The following is a 17595-nucleotide window of genomic DNA, read 5'->3' as shown; positions in this document are numbered from 1 at the left end:
TTGTCCGTGTGGGTTTTTCTTTGCTTTTCCCTCGCCCCTTGGGGGGGGGGGGTGGGGGGGGGGCCTGGGGGGGGGGGGCCGCCCGGGGGGGGGGGGGGGGGCCCCCCCCCCCCCCGCCCCTTCGTTCACGGCGAGACCGGCCTCACGGCGAAGCCGGCGGATAGAGCGACCGGGGCAGCTGGGAGGCCGCCGCGGAGTCCAGCAGCCACAGGGTCCGGGAGCGGCCGCGGGCACCCGCGGCCGGAGCCTGGATCTCACCCGCACCCGACAGCGCGATCGCGGCGGCCTGGGCCTTGTCCTCGCCGGCGGCCAGGAGCCAGACCTCGCGGGCCGCGCGGATCGCCGGCAACGTGAGGGTGATCCGGGTCGGCGGCGGCTTGGGGGCGCCGTGCACACCCACCACCGTGCGCTCGGTCTCCCGGACGGCGGGCAGCTCGGGGAAGAGCGAGGCCACATGGGTGTCCGGCCCGACGCCCAGCATCAGGACGTCGAAGGCGGGGACGCTGCCGTGGTTCTCGGGGCCCGCGGCCTTGGCCAGCTCCGCCGCGTACGCCTCCGCCGCCGCCTCCACGTCGGCACCGTACGGACCGTCCGAGGCGGGCATGGCGTGCACGCGCTCCGGGTCCAGCGGCACCGCGTCGAGCAGCGCCTCGCGGGCCTGGGTGACATTGCGCTCCGGGTCTCCCTCGGGGAGGAAGCGCTCGTCACCCCACCACAGGTCCAGCCGCGCCCAGTCGACGGCGTCCCGGGCGGGGGCCGACGCCAGCGCGGCCAGCAGGCCGTTGCCGTTGCGGCCGCCGGTGAGCACCACGGACGCGGAACCGCGCGAGGACTGCGCGTCCACGATCTTGGTGATCAGCCGGGCCGCCGCGGCCTGCGCCATCAGTTCCTTGTCGTGGTGGACGACCAGCTGCGGGGCACTCACTTCGACGCCGCCTTCCGCTTCACCGGAGCCTGCGCCGCCGCTTCCTTCGCGGGAGCTTTCGCAGCGACCTCGACAGGGGTCTCGACGGCGACCGCCTCTCCTTTGGGCGCCGCGTCCGGTGTCGGAGCGGCGGCCGGAGCCCGGTCGGTGCCGCCGTTCGACGAGCTCAGCCGGTCCACCCCGTACCGCAGCGCAGACGCGTACGTGTCGTCCGGGTCGAGGCGCCGCAGCTCCTCCGCGATCAGCTCGGCCGTGTCACGCCGCTTCAGCGCCACCGCGCGGTCCGGCTGGCCCTCGATGGACAGCGTGGCCAGCGAGCCGTCCGCGCGGTCCAGCGTTATCGGGCCGCCGCTGGTGTCCATGCGGACCGCGGTGAGCCCGGGGCCGGACGACAGGGAGCGCTTGACGGGCACGTCCAGCCGGTCCGCGAGCCACATCGCGAGCAGCTCGCAGCTCGGGTTGAACTCCTCGCCCTCCACCTCGACGGCCTTGACCTCGCACACGACCTGGTCCAGGGCGGCGGCCAGCATCGACCGCCACGGTGTGATCCGGGTCCAGGACAGGTCCGTGTCGCCGGGCGTGTAGGCGGCGGCGCGGGTGGACAGGTCCCGCACCGGCTGCTCGGCGGTGTAGGTGTCGGTGACCCGGCGCTGGGCGAGGGCGCCCAGCGGGTCGTTGGCCGGGTCGAGCGGGGCGTTCACCGGCCACCAGACGACGACCGGGGCGTCCGGCAGCAGCAGCGGCAGCACCACGGAGTCGGCGTGGTCGGACACCTCGCCGTACAGCCGCAGCACCACCGTCTCGCCGGTGCCCGCCTCCGCGCCCACCCGCACCTCGGCGTCCAGCCGGGACTGCGTGCGGTCGCGGGGGGAGCGGGAGACGCGCTTGATGACCAGCAGCGTCCGCGAGGGGTGCTCGTGGGAGGCGTCGCCGGCCGCCTTCAGCGCGTCGTAGGCGTTCTCCTCGTCGGTGACGATGACCAGGGTGAGCACCATGCCCACGGCGGGCGTGCCGATGGCCCGGCGGCCCTGCACCAGCGCCTTGTTGATCTTGCTGGCCGTGGTGTCCGTGAGATCTGTCTTCATGGGCGGCGCCAGCTCCGTCCGTCTCGTGCGAGCATCTCGTCGGCCTCGACGGGACCCCAGGTGCCCGACTTGTACTGCGCGGGCCTGCCGTTCTTGTCCCAGTAGTCCTCGATCGGGTCGAGGATCTTCCAGGACAGCTCGACCTCCTCGGTGCGCGGGAACAGGTTGGCGTCGCCCAGCAGCACGTCCAGGATGAGCCGCTCGTACGCCTCCGGGCTGGACTCCGTGAAGGACTCGCCGTACGCGAAGTCCATCGACACGTCCCGGATCTCCATCGAGGTGCCCGGCACCTTGGAGCCGAAGCGGACCGTGATGCCCTCGTCGGGCTGGACGCGGATGACGACCGCGTTCTGGCCCAGCTCCTCCGTCGCCGTGTGGTCGAAGGGGGAGTGCGGGGCCCGCTGGAAGACGACCGCGATTTCGGTGACCCGGCGGCCCAGCCGCTTGCCGGTGCGCAGATAGAAGGGGACGCCCGCCCAGCGGCGGTTGTCGACCTCCACCTTGATGGCGGCGTAGGTGTCGGTCTTCGACTTGGCGTCGATGCCGTCCTCTTCGAGGTAGCCGATGACCTTCTCGCCGCCCTGCCAGCCGCTCGCGTACTGGCCGCGCACGGTCGAGCTGCCCAGGTCCTTCGGCAGCCGTACCGCGCCGAGGACCTTCTCCTTCTCGGCGGCCAGCGCGTCCGCGTCGAAGGAGGCAGGCTCCTCCATGGCCGTCAGGGCCATGAGCTGGAGCAGGTGGTTCTGGATGACGTCACGGGCGGCGCCGATGCCGTCGTAGTAGCCGGCCCGGCCGCCGATGCCGATGTCCTCGGCCATGGTGATCTGCACGTGGTCCACGAAGGACCGGTTCCAGATCGGCTCGAACATGGTGTTGGCGAAGCGCAGCGCCAGGATGTTCTGGACGGTCTCCTTGCCGAGGTAGTGGTCGATCCGGAACACCTGGTCCGGCTCGAACACCTCGTGCACGACGTGGTTCAGGTCCTCGGCCGACTTCAGGTCGTGACCGAACGGCTTCTCGATGACCGCGCGCCGCCAGGAACCACCGGTCTGGTCGGCCAGACCGTGCTTCTTGAGCTGCTGGATCACCACGGGGAAGGACTTCGGCGGCACCGACAGGTAGAAGGCGAAGTTGCCGCCCGTGCCCTGTGCCTTGTCGAGCTCCTCGATGGTGGAGCGCAGCCGCTCGAAGGCGTCGTCGTCGTCGAAGGTGCCCTGCACGAAGCGCATCCCCTGGATGAGCTGCTGCCAGACCTCCTCGCGGAACGGGGTGCGGGCGTGCTCCTTGACGGCGTCGTGGACCTCGGCGGCGAAGTCCTCGTTGGCCCACTCGCGGCGGGCGAAGCCGACCAGGGAGAAGCCCGGCGGCAGCAGACCCCGGTTGGCGAGGTCGTACACGGCCGGCATCAGCTTCTTGCGGGACAGGTCGCCGGTGACGCCGAAGATGACCAGGCCCGACGGCCCCGCGATACGCGGGAGCCGTCGGTCGGCGGGATCACGGAGCGGATTCGCCCCGGAACCGGAAGAGGGGGACAATTCAGCCCTCCGAGGGAGCGAGGCGCTGAAGCTCCGCCTCGGTCGACTTGAGCAGGTCGTTCCAGGACGCCTCGAACTTCTCGACGCCCTCGTCCTCCAGCACCTGGACCACGTCGTCGTACGAGATCCCGAGCTTCTCCAGCGCGTCGATGTCGGCGCGCGCCTGCTCGTAGGTGCCGGCGACGGTGTTGCCGGTGATCTCGCCGTGGTCCTCGGTGGCCTCCAGCGTGGCCTCCGGCATGGTGTTCACCGTGTTCGGCGCCACCAGGTCGGTGACGTACATGGTGTCCTGGTACGCCGGGTCCTTCACGCCGGTCGACGCCCACAGCGGACGCTGCTTGTTGGCGCCCGCGCTCTCCAGCGCGTTCCAGCGGTCGGAGGAGAAGACCTCCTCGTACGCCTGGTAGGCGAGCCGGGCGTTGGCGACGGCGGCCTTGCCGCGCAGCGCCTTGGCCTCGTCGGTGCCGATGCCGTCCAGGCGCTTGTCGATCTCGGTGTCCACGCGGGAGACGAAGAAGGACGCCACCGAGTGGATCTTCGACAGGTCCAGGCCGCGCTCCTTGGCCTTCTCCAGGCCGGTGAGGTACGCGTCCATGACGGCCCGGTAGCGCTCGAGCGAGAAGATCAGCGTGACGTTGACGCTGATGCCGTGGCCGATCGTCTCGGCGATCGCCGGCAGCCCCGCCTTGGTGGCCGGGATCTTGATCAGGGTGTTGGGCCGGTCCACGAGCCAGGCCAGCTGCTTGGCCTCGGCGACCGTCGCCTTGGTGTTGTGGGCCAGGCGCGGGTCGACCTCGATGGAGACCCGGCCGTCCTGGCCGCCGGTGGCGTCGAACACCGGGCGCAGGATGTCGGCGGCGTCGCGGACGTCCGCCGTGGTGATCATGCGGATGGCCTCTTCGACGGTGACCTTGCGGGCGGCGAGGTCCGACAGCTGCTGGTCGTAGCCGTCGCCCTGGGAGATCGCCTTCTGGAAGATCGTCGGGTTGGTGGTGACGCCCACGACGTGCTGCTGGTCGATCAGCTCGGCGAGGTTGCCGGACGTGATCCGCTTGCGCGACAGGTCGTCCAGCCAGATCGCGACGCCTTCTTCGGAGAGGCGCTTGAGTGCGTCTGTCATGGAATTACATCTCCTACGTGTGTCGTATGTGAGCGTCAGCGCTGGGCGGCCGCGATGGATTCCCGGGCCTGGGCGGCCACGTTCTCGGCAGTGAAGCCGAACTCGCGGAAGAGGACCTTGCCGTCGGCGGAAGCACCGAAGTGCTCCAGGGAAACGATGCGGCCGGCGTCTCCGACGTACTTGTGCCAGGTCAGACCGATACCGGCTTCCACCGCGACACGAGCCTTCAAGGACGGGGGCAGGACGCTGTCCCGGTACCCCTGGTCCTGCTGCTCGAACCACTCCACGGACGGCATGGACACGACGCGCGTGGGGACCCCGTCGGCCTGGAGCCGCTCGCGCGCCTCGACGGCGACGTGCACCTCGGAACCGGTGGCGATCAGCACGACCTGGGCGTCGCCGCCGTCGGCCTCGAACAGGACGTAACCGCCGCGCGCGGCGTCCTCGTTGGGCTCGTAGGCGGGCACGCCCTGGCGGGTCAGCGCGAGGCCGTGCGGGGCGCCCTTGCCGAACTCCTTCGTCCAGCGCCTGAGGATCTCGCGCCAGGCGATGGCGGTCTCGTTGGCGTCGGCCGGGCGGACCACGTTCAGGCCCGGGATGGCGCGCAGCGAGGCCAGGTGCTCGACGGGCTGGTGGGTCGGGCCGTCCTCGCCGAGGCCGATGGAGTCGTGCGTCCACACGTACGTCACCGGCAGGTGCATCAGGGCCGACAGGCGCACGGCGTTGCGCATGTAGTCGGAGAACACCAGGAAGGTGCCGCCGTAGACGCGGGTGTTGCCGTGCAGGGTGATGCCGTTCATCTCCGCGGCCATGGAGTGCTCGCGGATGCCGAAGTGGATGGTGCGGCCGTACGGGTTCGCCTCCGGCAGCGGGTTGTCCGCCGGCAGGAAGGAGCTGTCCTTGTCGATGGTGGTGTTGTTCGACCCGGCCAGGTCGGCGGAGCCGCCCCACAGCTCGGGGATGACCGCACCGAGCGCCTGCAGCACCTTGCCGGAGGCGGCGCGGGTGGCGACGGACTTGCCGGGCTCGAAGACCGGGAGCTTCTCCTCCCAGCCGGTGGGCAGCTCGCCCGCGGCGATCCGGTCGAAGTCGGCGGCCCGCTCGGCGTTGTTCTCACGCCACAGCTGGAACGACTTCTCCCACTCGGCCTTGAACTCGCGGCCCCGGTCGAGGGCCTGGCGGGTGTGGGCCAGCACCTCGTCGGCGACCTCGAAGCTCTTCTCGGGGTCGAAGCCGAGGACGCGCTTGGTGGCCGCGACCTCGTCGTCGCCGAGGGCCGAGCCGTGGGCGGCCTCGGTGTTCTGCGCGTTCGGCGCCGGCCAGGCGATGATCGAGCGCATCGCGATGAAGGACGGCCGGTCCGTGACCTTCTTCGCGGCCTCGATCGCGTTGTAGATCGCGTGCGGGTCGAGGTCGCCGTCCGGCTTCGGGGCGATCCGCTGCACGTGCCAGCCGTAGGCCTCGTACCGCTTGGCGGTGTCCTCGGAGACGGCGGTCTCGGTGTCGCCCTCGATCGAGATGTGGTTGTCGTCCCACAGCAGGACCAGGTTGCCGAGCTTCTGGTGCCCGGCCATCGAGGACGCCTCGGCGGAGATGCCCTCCTGGAGGCAGCCGTCACCGGCGATGCAGTAGATGAAGTGGTCGAAGGGGGACTCGCCCTGCGGGGCCTCGGGGTCGAACAGGCCGCGCTCGTAGCGGGCGGCCATGGCCATGCCCACCGCGTTGGCGACACCCTGGCCGAGCGGGCCGGTCGTCGTCTCGACACCCCTGGTGTGCCCGTACTCCGGGTGGCCCGGGGTCTTCGAGCCCCAGGTGCGGAAGGACTCCAGGTCCTGAAGCTCCAGACCGAAACCGGCCAGGAAGAGCTGTGTGTAGAGGGTCAGGGACGAGTGACCGGCGGACAGCACGAAGCGGTCGCGGGCCACCCAGTCGGGGTCGGCGGGGTCGTGCCGCATCACCTTCTGGAAGAGGGTGTAGGCGGCGGGCGCCAAACTCATGGCCGTACCGGGATGGCCGTTGCCGACCTTCTGTACGGCGTCGGCGGCCAGGACACGGGCGGTGTCCACGGCCCGCTGGTCCAATTCGGTCCACTCGAGGTCTGTGGTGGTCGGCTTGGTGCTCACCCTGAGTCAGGGCTCCTCTCCACATGATCGAATACCGGCTTCTGGGCGCGCGCCCACCGGCTGCCGGTGCAGCTGGAAGCCCACCGGCCGCTGTCGAGCCTACCCCTGTAAGTACGTGCATTTTTTCGAGCCATTCCAGACTGACGGGCATGTCGGCGATCCGCCTCCCGACTGGCCGGAACGGCATTCGGCACATGAATACGGAGCCGCTCATCTGACTGCTCAATCGAGCCATCGCACGCACGCTCGGAGGCCCCCGCCAACACGAACGGACCCCCGCGAATGTCCGGGTCTGGGCAACGTCTAAAGTGGCGTGGTACGCGCGAGCCTTTACCGTCAGTTCACACGGAAGGGCTCGCTGGGAGTCTCTGTCAGGGGTGTGCGTGACGGCCGTCGAATCCCGTCCTGGGGGCACCTCCCAGGCCCTTAAGGCTCTGGGGGAGGGTGTGCTCGGTGCGAGCGAGAGCCCGGTTCACCGGCCGTTCGGGGCCCGTGTCAAGGCGTTCGTGGCTCTGACCAAGCCGCGGATCATCGAGCTGCTGCTCATCACCACCGTTCCGGTGATGTTCCTGGCGCAGCAGGGCGTGCCCGACCTGGGGCTGGTGCTGCTGACCTGTCTCGGCGGCTTCCTCTCCGCGGGCGGCGCCAACGCGCTGAACATGTACATCGACCGTGACATCGACGCGCTCATGGACCGCACCTCGCAGCGCCCCCTGGTCACCGGAATGGTCAGCCCACGCGAGTGCCTCGCCTTCGGCATCTCGCTGGCGGTCGTCTCGACGCTGCTGTTCGGGCTCACCGTCAACTGGCTGTCGGCCTGGCTGTCGCTCGGAGCGCTCCTCTTCTACGTCGTCGTCTACACGATGCTCCTCAAGCGGCGTACGTCGCAGAACATCGTCTGGGGCGGCATCGCCGGCTGTATGCCGGTGCTGATCGGCTGGTCCTCCGTGACGAACTCGATGTCCTGGGCGCCGGTCATCCTCTTCCTCGTCATGTTCTTCTGGACGCCGCCGCACTACTGGCCGCTGTCCATGAAGGTCCGCGAGGACTACGCGCGCGTGGGCGTGCCGATGCTGCCCGTCGTCGCCTCCAACAAGGTCGTCGCCAAGCAGATCGTGCTCTACAGCTGGGTCATGGTCGTCGTCTCGCTGCTGCTGACACCGCTCGGCTACACCGGCTGGTTCTACACGGCGGTCGCGCTGCTCGCGGGCGGCTTCTGGCTGTGGGAGGCGCACGCGCTCCAGAACCGCGCCAACGCCGAGGTGACGGGCACGAAGCTCAAGGAGATGCGGCTGTTCCACTGGTCCATCACCTATGTGTCGATCCTGTTCGTCGCGGTCGCGGTGGACCCCTTCCTGCGGTAGCGCCCGCCGGCGGATCGGACCGGGTTCTCGGGCCGGTACGCGACCGACGGCCGGTGGCGGCAGGGGGCGCGGCGGCGCGCGGCGCCACGCGTCCGTCCCCGCGCCCGCGCAGGACCGCTCCTTCGAGGCCCTCGCACCCATCGGCCCGCCGGGCCAGGACTGTCGGACGGTGACGGCGCGGTCCCGCGAGGCACACCCCCGCCGCATCGTCGAAACGCCGTCGGCATGGCGTGGTAAAGGCCACGCGGCCCGCCCGTCGCCGTTTGATCTACCCGTCGGTAGCATCCTGACCATGGCAGACACGCAGCAGGTTGACCCGAAGGCCGAGCGCACGGCGGCGAAGCTCGCCAAGCAGATCGACGCCTTCTCCAAGGCGCACGGCGGGGCCGAGGGCCAGGTGGCCTACATCGGTGAGCGCGGCGCCCGGATCGTGCTCGTCGGCGAGGACGGCGGCTGGGGCGACCTGGTGGCGCCCAGCCACACCATCGCCGAGCAGGCGGTGCAGAAGGCGGGCATCACCGTCCACGAGACGTTCGACGGAGAGTTCGCGGCCAAGGTGAAGACCGGCCCGTACGAGTGGACGCGCATGGCCGGAATCCAGGTGGGTGGGCCAAGCAACTCCTGAGCAACACCTGACACCCGGTTCACCCGTTAGGACCGTAGGAGGACGAGGTCCAGTCACGGGGAGCCCGGATGATCGAAACGCCGTCCCTGGTGGACCAGCACTGCCACGGCGTTCTGCGCACGGAGCTGGGCCTCGGCACGTTCGAGGCCCAGCTGGCCCGTACCGAGGGCCCGCCCGCGCCCGGCACCACGCTCTTCGACACGCAGACCGGGTTCGCCGTGCGGCGCTGGTGCCCGCCGCTGCTCGGCCTGGAGCCGCACTGCGCTCCCGCGCGGTATCTCGCCCGGCGCCGTGAACTGGGCGTGCTGGAGGTGGGCCGCCGGCTGCTGCGCGGCAGCGGCATCACCACCTACCTGGTCGACACCGGCCTGCCGGGCGATCTGACCGGACCCGAGGAGCTGGCCTCGGCGGGTGACGCCGACGCCCGCGAGATCGTCCGCCTGGAGCTCCTCGCCGAGCAGGTCGCCGACACCTCCGGCACTGTCGACTCGTTCCTCGCCAATCTCGCCGAGTCGGTGCACGGCGCCGCCGCACAGGCCGTCGCCTTCACCTCGGTGGCCGGATTACGGCACGGCCTCGCGCTGGCACCCGAGCCGCCCGGGCCGGGCGAGGTGCGGGGCGCGGCGGGCCGCTGGCTGGCCGGACGGCGGGTCGGCGGCGAGCTGAGCGACCCGGTGCTGCTGCGGCACCTGCTGTGGATCGCGGTCGCCTCGGGCCTGCCGCTCCAGCTGCACGCCGGCCTCGGGGAACCGGGCGCGCGCATCGACCGCACCGACCCGGTCCTGCTGACCGACTTCGTGCGGGCCACGGCGGGCCTCGGCACCGACCTGGTCCTGCTGCACGGCTATCCGTACCACCGCCACGCCGCCCACCTCGCCGGCGTCTTCCCGCACGTCTACGCCGACTCGGGTGCCGCCCTGATGCGCACCGGCGCCCGGGCCGCGACGATTCTCGCCGAGGTGCTGGAGCTGGCCCCGTTCGGCAAGATCCTGTTCTCCAGCGGTGCCCACGGCCTGCCCGAACTGCACGTGGTGGCGGCCCGGCTGTTCCGCGAGTCCCTCGGGCGGGTGCTGGGCACCTGGGTGGCCGAGGGGGCGTGGTCCCTGGGGGACGCGCAGCGGGTGGCCGCGATGGTGGCGGTGGGGAACGCCCGCAGGATCTACGGGCTCGAGCTCGATTGAGCCGTGGAGCCGTACAGGTGGCTCACGCGGTCGTGGCCACCGCCGCCTCGGCCGCCGGACCGGGTACGTCCGGCACCGCCTCCGGCCGCTCGCGCAGCGCCAGCAGGACGCGCAGCACCCCGATCCACACCAGGCACGAGCCGAGCATGTGCAGGGCGACCAGGACCTCGGGCAGGTGTGTGAAGTACTGGACGTAGCCGATGACACCCTGCGCGAGCAGGATCAGGAACAGGTCCCGCGTCCGGTCCAGCGGTCCCTTCGGCGCGTCCACCGCCTTCAGGACGAACCACAGGGCGAAGGTCAGCGTCACCACGATCCAGGCGAGCACCGCGTGCAGCTTGGCGACGGTCTCCCAGTCGATCGGGATGCGCTTGACCTCGCTGGTGTCACCCGCGTGCGGACCGGCCCCGGTCACCACCGTGCCCACCGCGATGAGCAGCACGGACGCGGCGACCAGGAACCACACCAGCTGTTGCACGGCCTTGCCGACCAGCGGGCGCGGTGCGTCGTCGCCCTCGCGGGTGCGCTGCCACATCACCGTGGCGACGGTGATCAGCGCCGTGGTGAGCAGGAAGTGGGCCGCGACGGTGTACGGGTTGAGACCGACCAGGACCACGATGCCGCCGAGCACCGCGTTGCCCATGACCACCCAGAACTGCGCCCAGCCCAGCCGGGTCAGGCTCCGCCGCCACGGCTTCTGCGCCCGCGCGGCGATGATCGCCCAGCCGACGGCCGCGCACAGCACGTACGTCAGCATGCGGTTGCCGAACTCGATGGCACCGTGGAAGCCCATCGCCCGGGTGGTGGTGAGCGAGTCGTCGGTGCAGGTGGGCCAGGTCGGGCAGCCCAGGCCCGAGCCGGTCAGCCGTACGGCACCACCGGTCACCACGATGATCACCGACATCACGAGGGCGGCCAGCGCCGCCCGCCGGACCGTCCGGGGGTCGGGCGTCCAGCGTGCGGCGATGAAGGAGAGGGGGTTGCGCAGGGCCGCTGCGGCGTCTGCGGGGGTCAGCTTTGGCACGGGTCCATCGTAGGCGGGCCGCTTGTGCACGCTTTCACGAGGGTCCCGTCCGGGGCCTCCCGGTCTACTCCCAGCGGAAGAACCGCCCCGCCGCCGCCAGCCCCACGACCGCCCACACGCCCAGGATCCCCAGGTCGCCCCACGGCATGCCGGCCCCGTGCTGGAGCACGTCCCGCAGGCCGTCGGAGAGCGCCGAGATGGGCAGCAGCCCGAGCGCGTCCTGGACGCCGGAGGGGAACTTGTCGAGCGGGACGATGACCCCGCCGCCCACGAGCAGCAGCAGGAAGACCAGGTTGGCGGCGGCCAGCGTGGCCTCCGCCTTCAGCGTGCCCGCCATCAGCAGGCCGAGCCCGGAGAAGGCGGCCGTGCCGAGGACCAGCAGGAGCAGGACGGCGGCAACGCTGGTGAATGTCCCGTGCGGGGACCAGCCCAGCGCGAAGGCGATCACCGTCAGCAGGACGACCTGAAGGATCTCCGTGACCAGCACGGACGCCGTCTTCGCGGTCATCAGCCCCCAGCGGGGCAGCGGGGAGGCGGCCAGCCGCTTCAGCACCCCGTAGCGCCGCTCGAAGCCCGTCGCGATGGCCTGCCCGGTGAACGCCGTCGACATCACGGCCAGGGCCAGGATGCCGGGGGCGAGGAAGTCGACGGCCTTGCCGGCGCCGGTGTCCACGATGTCCACCGAGCTGAACAGCGCCAGCAGCAGGGTCGGGATGACGACCGTCAGCAGCAGCTGCTCGCCGTTGCGCAGCAGCATCTTCGTCTCCAGCGCGGCCTGGGCGGCGATCATGCGGGGCAGGGGCGCAGCGCCCGGCTTGGGGGTGAACGTGTCCACGGTGGTCACGACCGCAGCTCCTTACCGGTGAGCTCCAAAAAGACGTCTTCGAGAGTGTGCCGCTCCACCGAGATCCGGTCCGGCATCACCCCGTGCTGGGCGCACCAGGAGGTCACCGTGGCGAGCAGCTGCGGATCGACCTTGCCGACGACCCGGTAGGCGCCCGGTGTCAGCTCGGCGGCCGTGCAGTCGGCCGGGAGGGCCTTCAGCAGGGAGCTCACGTCGAGGCCGGGGCGGCCGGTGAAGCGGAGCGTGTTCTCGGCGCCGCCCTTGCACAGCTCCTCGGGGGAGCCCTGGGCGATGACCCGGCCCGCGTCGATGATCGCGACGTCGTCCGCGAGCTGCTCGGCCTCGTCCATGTAGTGGGTCGTGAGGATGACGGAGACGCCGTCGGTGCGCAGGTCCCGCACGAGGTCCCAGGTGGCGCGGCGGGCCTGCGGGTCGAGGCCGGCCGTCGGCTCGTCGAGGAAGACGAGCTCCGGACGGCCCACCACGGCCATGGCCAGCGCGAGCCGCTGCTGCTGGCCGCCGGACAGCCGCCGGTACGCGGTCCGGCCGCACGAGCCGAGCCCGAGGCGCTCGATGAGGGCGTCCACGTCCAGCGGGTGTGCGTGCAGCTTGGCCACGTGGCGCAGCATCTCGTCGGCCCGGGCGCCGGAGTACACGCCGCCCGACTGGAGCATCACGCCGATCCGGGGTCGCAGCGCGGCCGAGTCCCGCACCGGGTCGAGGCCCAGGACGCGCACCGTGCCGGAGTCCGGCTTCCGGTACCCCTCGCAGGTCTCGATCGTCGTCGTCTTGCCCGCGCCGTTGGGGCCGAGTACGGCGGTCACGCCCACCCTGGCCATCAGTTCGAGGCCGTCCACCGCGGTCTTCGTGCCATACCGTTTCACCAAGGCGTGGACCTGGACCACGGGCTCACTTCGCATGGGTCCAGAGTCTAGGTAGGCGCGCCGCGACTCAGGCGGGCGGGTGCGGAATCCCTCCTCACGGGTCCGGTGCGGGGTCGGCCGGGGCTCGGTGGGTTCGGCGCGGTGGGCCGGTCCGCGGCCAACGGGCCGTGACTCAGGCGGGCGGGTGCAGGATCTCCTCCTCACGGGGCCGGTGCAGCGCCAGCCACCGCTCGGCGTAGGCCACCGCGTCCGCCACCGGGAACAGCCGCAGGTCGGCCCCGCCCGCCTTCCCCCGCCGGACCGGCCGGTCCCGTTCGAAGTCCTGGCCCAGCTCGTCGAACCGCTCCGAACTGATCGACACCTCGGCCACCTCCTCCCAGCCCCCGCCCACCACCGGCCGGCCGACCCGCACGAGCGGCGCGGGTATCCGGTACTCCGCGAGATGGAAGCTCGTACAGGTGTCGTATCCGGCCCCGAGCAGCAGCACCCGGGCGCCCCGTTCCTCCAGCCGGGCCAGCGGACTGCGCTCGCCGAGCCGGCAGTCGGGGGTGTGGCCGTCGACGATCTCCGCCGCGCGCGGTCCCAGCGCCGCGAACGAGGTGTGCGGGTGCGCGCTGCGCAGGGCGCCCGGCCAGGTCCGTACGGTCTCCGGGATCACGCCGACCCCGTGCGAGGGGGTGAGCAGCGGGTCGTACGCGGGCATGGCGGCCCGGATCCGCTCCCACCAGGCCTCCGGCACGGGCGGTCTGCTCCACAGGGCCGGGTCGGACAGGTTGCCCGAGTGGGCGGGGACGACGACCGTGCCGTCCGGGCCGACGGCGTCCAGCAGGCTCTGGACCACGGCGACGGAGCCGCCGCACACCCAGCCGAGCGCGCTGAGCGAGGAGTGCACCAGGAGGATCTCGCCGCGTTCCACGCCCAGGGCGCGCAGCTCCGCGCAGAGGGTGTCACGGGTCACGAGTGGGCCGGTCGGAGGGGGTGTCGGCATGGTTCGGCAGTCTCTCGGACCACGGCCGGACGCGCCACCCGTTTGATCGATCGGTGATCGTTTCCGCAGGTCGGATTAGGTAGACCTAAGTGACGCAGGGCACCGCCCGCCCGCTCGGACGCCGCTTGCCTGCCCCTGAGGAATTACGCAACAATGGCGTTGTGAAAAACGTCGGCGAGGCTCGGGAGACCCCCACGGGGACCCCTCAGGAGGAGCTCGCGACCGGGGAGCGGTCCACCCGCAACCGGGTCGCGCGGTCCATCCTGGACCACGGCCCGTCGACCGTCGCCGAGCTGGCCGGACGGCTGGGACTCACCCAGGCGGCCGTACGGCGTCACCTGGACGCGCTCACCGCCGACGACGTCGTGGAGGCGCGCGAGCAGCGGGTGTACGGCGCGCGCACGCGCGGCCGTCCCGCGAAGGTCTTCGCGCTCACCGACTGCGGCCGTGACGCCTTCGACCAGTCGTACGACAAGCTCGCCGCGGAAGCGCTCCGCTGGATCGCCGAGCGCGAGGGCGGGCAGGAGGCGGTCACCGCCTTCGCCCGGGCCCGGATCGCCGCGCAGGCGAGGGCGTACCGCAAGGCGATCGAGGCCGTCACGCCCGACAAACGCGCCGAAGCCCTGGCCAAGGCCTTGAGCGCGGACGGGTACGCTGCTACGGCGCGCAGCGCACCGGTCGGCGAACAGCTGTGCCAGCACCACTGCCCGGTCGCGCACGTCGCGGAGCAGTTCCCGCAGCTGTGCGAGGCGGAGACCGAGATCTTCGCCGAGCTGCTGGGTACCCACGTCCAGCGACTGGCGACCATCGCGCACGGCGACGGCGTCTGCACGACGTTCATCCCAAAGATTTCCACTGACGCAACCGACGCATCTGCAAGCACGGCCGGGAGGAACCCCGCATGACTCTCCCCACGGAGACTGCTCACCCCGAACTCGAGGGCCTGGGCAAGTACGAATACGGCTGGGCCGACTCCGACGCGGCCGGTGCCTCTGCCAGGCGCGGCCTGAACGAGGATGTCGTCCGCGACATCTCGGGCAAGAAGTCCGAGCCGGAGTGGATGACGAAGCTGCGCCTGAAGGGTCTGAAGCTCTTCGAGAAGAAGCCCATGCCGAACTGGGGCTCGGATCTGTCGGGCATCGACTTCGACAACATCAAGTACTTCGTGCGCTCCACGGAGAAGCAGGCGGAGTCCTGGGAGGACCTGCCCGAGGACATCAAGAACACCTACGACAAGCTGGGCATCCCGGAGGCCGAGAAGCAGCGCCTCGTCGCCGGTGTCGCCGCCCAGTACGAGTCGGAGGTCGTCTACCACCAGATCCGCGAGGACCTGGAGGAGCAGGGCGTCATCTTCCTCGACACCGACACCGCGCTGAAGGAGCACCCGGAGCTCTTCAAGGAGTACTTCGGGACCGTCATCCCCGCCGGTGACAACAAGTTCGCGGCCCTGAACACCGCCGTGTGGTCGGGCGGCTCCTTCATCTACGTGCCGAAGGGCGTGCACGTCGAGATCCCGCTCCAGGCCTACTTCCGCATCAACACGGAGAACATGGGCCAGTTCGAGCGGACCCTGATCATCGTCGACGAGGGTGCCTACGTGCACTACGTCGAGGGCTGCACGGCTCCGATCTACAAGTCGGACTCCCTGCACAGCGCGGTCGTCGAGATCATCGTCAAGAAGAACGCCCGCTGCCGCTACACGACCATCCAGAACTGGTCGAACAACGTCTACAACCTGGTCACCAAGCGCGCCGTGGCCTACGAGGGCGCGACCATGGAGTGGATCGACGGCAACATCGGCTCCAAGGTGACGATGAAGTACCCGGCCGTCTACCTGATGGGCGAGCACGCCAAGGGCGAGACCCTCTCCATCGCCTTCGCGGGCGAGGGCCAGCACCAGGACGCCGGCTCCAAGATGGTCCACATGGCGCCGAACACGTCCTCCAACATCGTCTCCAAGTCGGTGGCCCGCGGCGGCGGCCGTACCTCGTACCGCGGTCTGGTAGAGATCGGCGAGGGCGCCGCCGGCTCCAAGTCGAACGTGCTGTGCGACGCGCTGCTCGTCGACACCATCTCCCGCTCCGACACGTACCCCTACGTGGACGTCCGCGAGGACGACGTGTCCATGGGCCACGAGGCGACCGTCTCCAAGGTCTCCGAGGACCAGCTCTTCTACCTGATGAGCCGCGGTCTGAGCGAGTTCGAGGCGATGGCGATGATCGTGCGCGGCTTCGTCGAGCCGATCGCCAAGGAGCTGCCGATGGAGTACGCCCTAGAGCTCAACCGGCTGATCGAGCTGCAGATGGAAGGCGCGGTCGGCTAAGACCCCCCTTCCGGACAACAGCCAGCGAAATCCGACACGCAGGAAAGAGAGCAGACCGACAGCCATGGCTGAGGCCCAGAACATCCCGGTGGGCTCCACCACCGCCGGCCAGATCGCGGTGGCCGCCGAGTCGACCGTCGCCACGCGCATGAGCGCGCCCCCGTCCTTCGACGTGGCGGACTTCCCGGTCCCCCACGGCCGCGAGGAGGAGTGGCGGTTCACGCCGCTGGAGCGGCTGCGCGGGCTGCACGACGGCACGGCGGTCGCGACCGGCGACGGCGTGAAGGTGGACGTCCAGGCCCCCGAGGGCGTGACCGTCGAGACCGTGGGCCGCGACGACGCGCGCCTCGGCAGGGCCGGCACCCCCGTGGACCGCGTCGCCGCCCAGGCGTACTCGGCGTTCGAGAAGGCCGGCGTGGTCACCGTCCCCAAGGAGACGGTGCTCACCGAGCCGATCCGTATCGCCGTGCACGGCGAGGGCGGGACCGCCTACGGCCACCAGGTCGTCGAGCTGGGAGCCTTCGCCGAGGCCGTCGTCGTCATCGACCACACCGGTGACGCCGTACTCGCCGCCAACGTCGACTACATCCTGGGCGACGGCGCCAAGCTGACCGTCGTCTCCGTCCAGGACTGGGACGACAAGGCCGTGCACGTCGGCCAGCACAACGCGCTGATCGGCCGCGACGCCACCTTCAAGTCGTTCGTGGTGACCTTCGGCGGCGACCTCGTACGCCTGCACCCGCGCGTCGCCTACGCCGGCACCGGCGGCGAGGCCGAGCTGTTCGGCCTGTACTTCACCGACTCCGGCCAGCACCAGGAGCACCGCCTCCTCGTCGACCACAACACCCCGCACTGCAAGTCGAACGTCGCCTACAAGGGCGCGCTCCAGGGCGACGACGCGCACGCCGTGTGGATCGGCGACGTGCTCATCGAGGCCAAGGCCGAGGGCACGGACACGTACGAGATGAACCGCAACCTCGTCCTCACCGACGGCGCCCGGGTCGACTCCGTGCCGAACCTGGAGATCGAGACCGGCGAGATCGTCGGCGCCGGCCACGCGAGCGCCACCGGCCGCTTCGACGACGAGCAGCTCTTCTACCTGATGGCCCGGGGCATCCCCGAGCACGAGGCCCGCCGCCTCGTCGTCCGTGGCTTCTTCGCCGAGCTGGTCCAGCAGATCGGCGTCGCGGACATCGAGGAGCGCCTCATCGCCAAGATCGAGGAAGAGCTGGAGGCGTCGGTCGCATGAGCGACGCATTCGTGCGAGTCTGCGGGCTGAGCGAGCTGGAGGAGGACACCCCGAAGCGGGTGGAGATCGACGGCACGCCGGTCTCGGTCGTGCGGACCGAGGGCGAGGTGTTCGCCATCAACGACATCTGCTCCCACGCGAACGTCTCGCTGTCCGAGGGCGAGGTCGACGACTGCCACATCGAGTGCTGGCTGCACGGCTCGCGCTTCGACCTCCGCTCCGGAAAGCCCGACAGCCTTCCCGCGACGCGCCCCGTCCCCGTATACCCCGTAAAGATCGAAGGGGACGACATTCTCGTCTCCCTCACCCAGGAGTCCTGAGGCAC

The 17595-nt window shown here is 70.7% G+C and carries 16 protein-coding genes; 7 read left to right on the top strand and 9 right to left on the bottom strand.

All coding sequences use genetic code 11. From position 1 onward, the window contains the following. Positions 1-142: 142 nt before the first annotated feature. The 5 genes from pgl to tkt are packed head-to-tail and all read right to left on the bottom strand — an operon-like array spanning position 143 to position 6788. Positions 143-925, bottom strand: coding sequence for a 6-phosphogluconolactonase (gene pgl / locus ABZ915_RS44590; protein WP_361815869.1), 783 nt, complete (start codon positions 923-925; stop codon positions 143-145). Beyond that, on the bottom strand, positions 922-2010 hold the full coding sequence (opcA, locus tag ABZ915_RS44585; RefSeq protein WP_361815866.1) for a glucose-6-phosphate dehydrogenase assembly protein OpcA: 1089 nt from the start codon (positions 2008-2010) through the stop codon (positions 922-924). Before opcA ends, pgl begins: the two co-directional genes overlap by 4 nt. Next, positions 2007-3545 carry a glucose-6-phosphate dehydrogenase gene (gene zwf / locus ABZ915_RS44580; RefSeq protein WP_361815863.1) on the bottom strand — a complete coding sequence of 513 codons (1539 nt, stop codon included), beginning with the start codon at positions 3543-3545 and terminating at the stop codon, positions 2007-2009. Before zwf ends, opcA begins: the two co-directional genes overlap by 4 nt. A 1-nt stretch (position 3546) precedes the next feature. Continuing rightward, positions 3547-4665 carry a transaldolase gene (gene tal / locus ABZ915_RS44575; RefSeq protein WP_361815860.1) on the bottom strand — a complete coding sequence of 373 codons (1119 nt, stop codon included), beginning with the start codon at positions 4663-4665 and terminating at the stop codon, positions 3547-3549. Between the two features lie 35 nt (positions 4666-4700). Next, entirely contained in the window at positions 4701-6788 is a 2088-nt protein-coding gene (tkt, locus tag ABZ915_RS44570; protein WP_361815853.1) for a transketolase, read from the bottom strand. 446 nt (positions 6789-7234) lie between these two features. Between tkt and ABZ915_RS44565 the strand changes: the two genes are divergently transcribed. The 3 genes from ABZ915_RS44565 (at position 7235) to ABZ915_RS44555 (ending at position 9958) form a co-directional block, all read left to right on the top strand. Continuing rightward, positions 7235-8152, top strand: a complete 918-nt coding sequence (locus ABZ915_RS44565) for a heme o synthase (protein WP_361815878.1) — start codon at positions 7235-7237, stop codon at positions 8150-8152. 292 nt (positions 8153-8444) lie between these two features. After that, positions 8445-8777, top strand: a complete 333-nt coding sequence (locus ABZ915_RS44560) for a hypothetical protein (protein WP_361815850.1) — start codon at positions 8445-8447, stop codon at positions 8775-8777. A gap of 68 nt (positions 8778-8845) precedes the next feature. Continuing rightward, positions 8846-9958, top strand: coding sequence for an amidohydrolase family protein (locus tag ABZ915_RS44555; RefSeq protein ID WP_361815847.1), 1113 nt, complete (start codon positions 8846-8848; stop codon positions 9956-9958). Positions 9959-9980: 22 nt separating this feature from the next. On the opposite strand, the gene ABZ915_RS44550 is transcribed toward ABZ915_RS44555, so the two are convergent. The 4 genes from ABZ915_RS44550 to ABZ915_RS44535 all read right to left on the bottom strand — a co-directional run bounded on the left by ABZ915_RS44550 (position 9981) and on the right by ABZ915_RS44535 (position 13698). Beyond that, positions 9981-10982: a COX15/CtaA family protein gene (locus ABZ915_RS44550; RefSeq protein WP_361815844.1), complete on the bottom strand. Its 1002-nt coding sequence runs from the start codon at positions 10980-10982 to the stop codon at positions 9981-9983. A gap of 64 nt (positions 10983-11046) precedes the next feature. Beyond that, positions 11047-11772: an ABC transporter permease gene (locus tag ABZ915_RS44545; protein WP_361815875.1), complete on the bottom strand. Its 726-nt coding sequence runs from the start codon at positions 11770-11772 to the stop codon at positions 11047-11049. Positions 11773-11822: 50 nt separating this feature from the next. Beyond that, entirely contained in the window at positions 11823-12746 is a 924-nt protein-coding gene (locus ABZ915_RS44540) for an ABC transporter ATP-binding protein (protein WP_361815841.1), read from the bottom strand. Between the two features lie 136 nt (positions 12747-12882). Beyond that, a complete protein-coding gene (locus ABZ915_RS44535) occupies positions 12883-13698 on the bottom strand; it encodes an AAC(3) family N-acetyltransferase (RefSeq protein ID WP_361815839.1) in 816 nt (271 codons plus the stop codon). A 161-nt stretch (positions 13699-13859) separates the two neighbouring features. Here ABZ915_RS44535 and ABZ915_RS44530 point away from each other — a divergent pair, with 161 nt between their 5' ends. The 4 genes from ABZ915_RS44530 to ABZ915_RS44515 all read left to right on the top strand — a co-directional run bounded on the left by ABZ915_RS44530 (position 13860) and on the right by ABZ915_RS44515 (position 17590). Next, complete coding sequence (locus ABZ915_RS44530; RefSeq protein WP_361815836.1) at positions 13860-14603, top strand: ArsR family transcriptional regulator; 744 nt, start codon at positions 13860-13862, stop codon at positions 14601-14603. Next, a complete protein-coding gene (gene sufB / locus ABZ915_RS44525) occupies positions 14600-16021 on the top strand; it encodes a Fe-S cluster assembly protein SufB (RefSeq protein WP_361815833.1) in 1422 nt (473 codons plus the stop codon). Before ABZ915_RS44530 ends, sufB begins: the two co-directional genes overlap by 4 nt. 64 nt (positions 16022-16085) lie before the next feature. Then, complete coding sequence (gene sufD / locus ABZ915_RS44520; RefSeq protein ID WP_361815830.1) at positions 16086-17270, top strand: Fe-S cluster assembly protein SufD; 1185 nt, start codon at positions 16086-16088, stop codon at positions 17268-17270. Further along, on the top strand, positions 17267-17590 hold the full coding sequence (locus ABZ915_RS44515) for a non-heme iron oxygenase ferredoxin subunit (RefSeq protein WP_361815827.1): 324 nt from the start codon (positions 17267-17269) through the stop codon (positions 17588-17590). Before sufD ends, ABZ915_RS44515 begins: the two co-directional genes overlap by 4 nt. Positions 17591-17595: the final 5 nt, after the last annotated feature.

Origin of the sequence: Streptomyces sp. NPDC046915 (genome assembly GCF_040644935.1) — a bacterium.
Taxonomy (GTDB): Bacteria; Actinomycetota; Actinomycetes; order Streptomycetales; family Streptomycetaceae; genus Streptomyces.
This window is presented reverse-complemented; position numbering and strand designations above follow the sequence as displayed.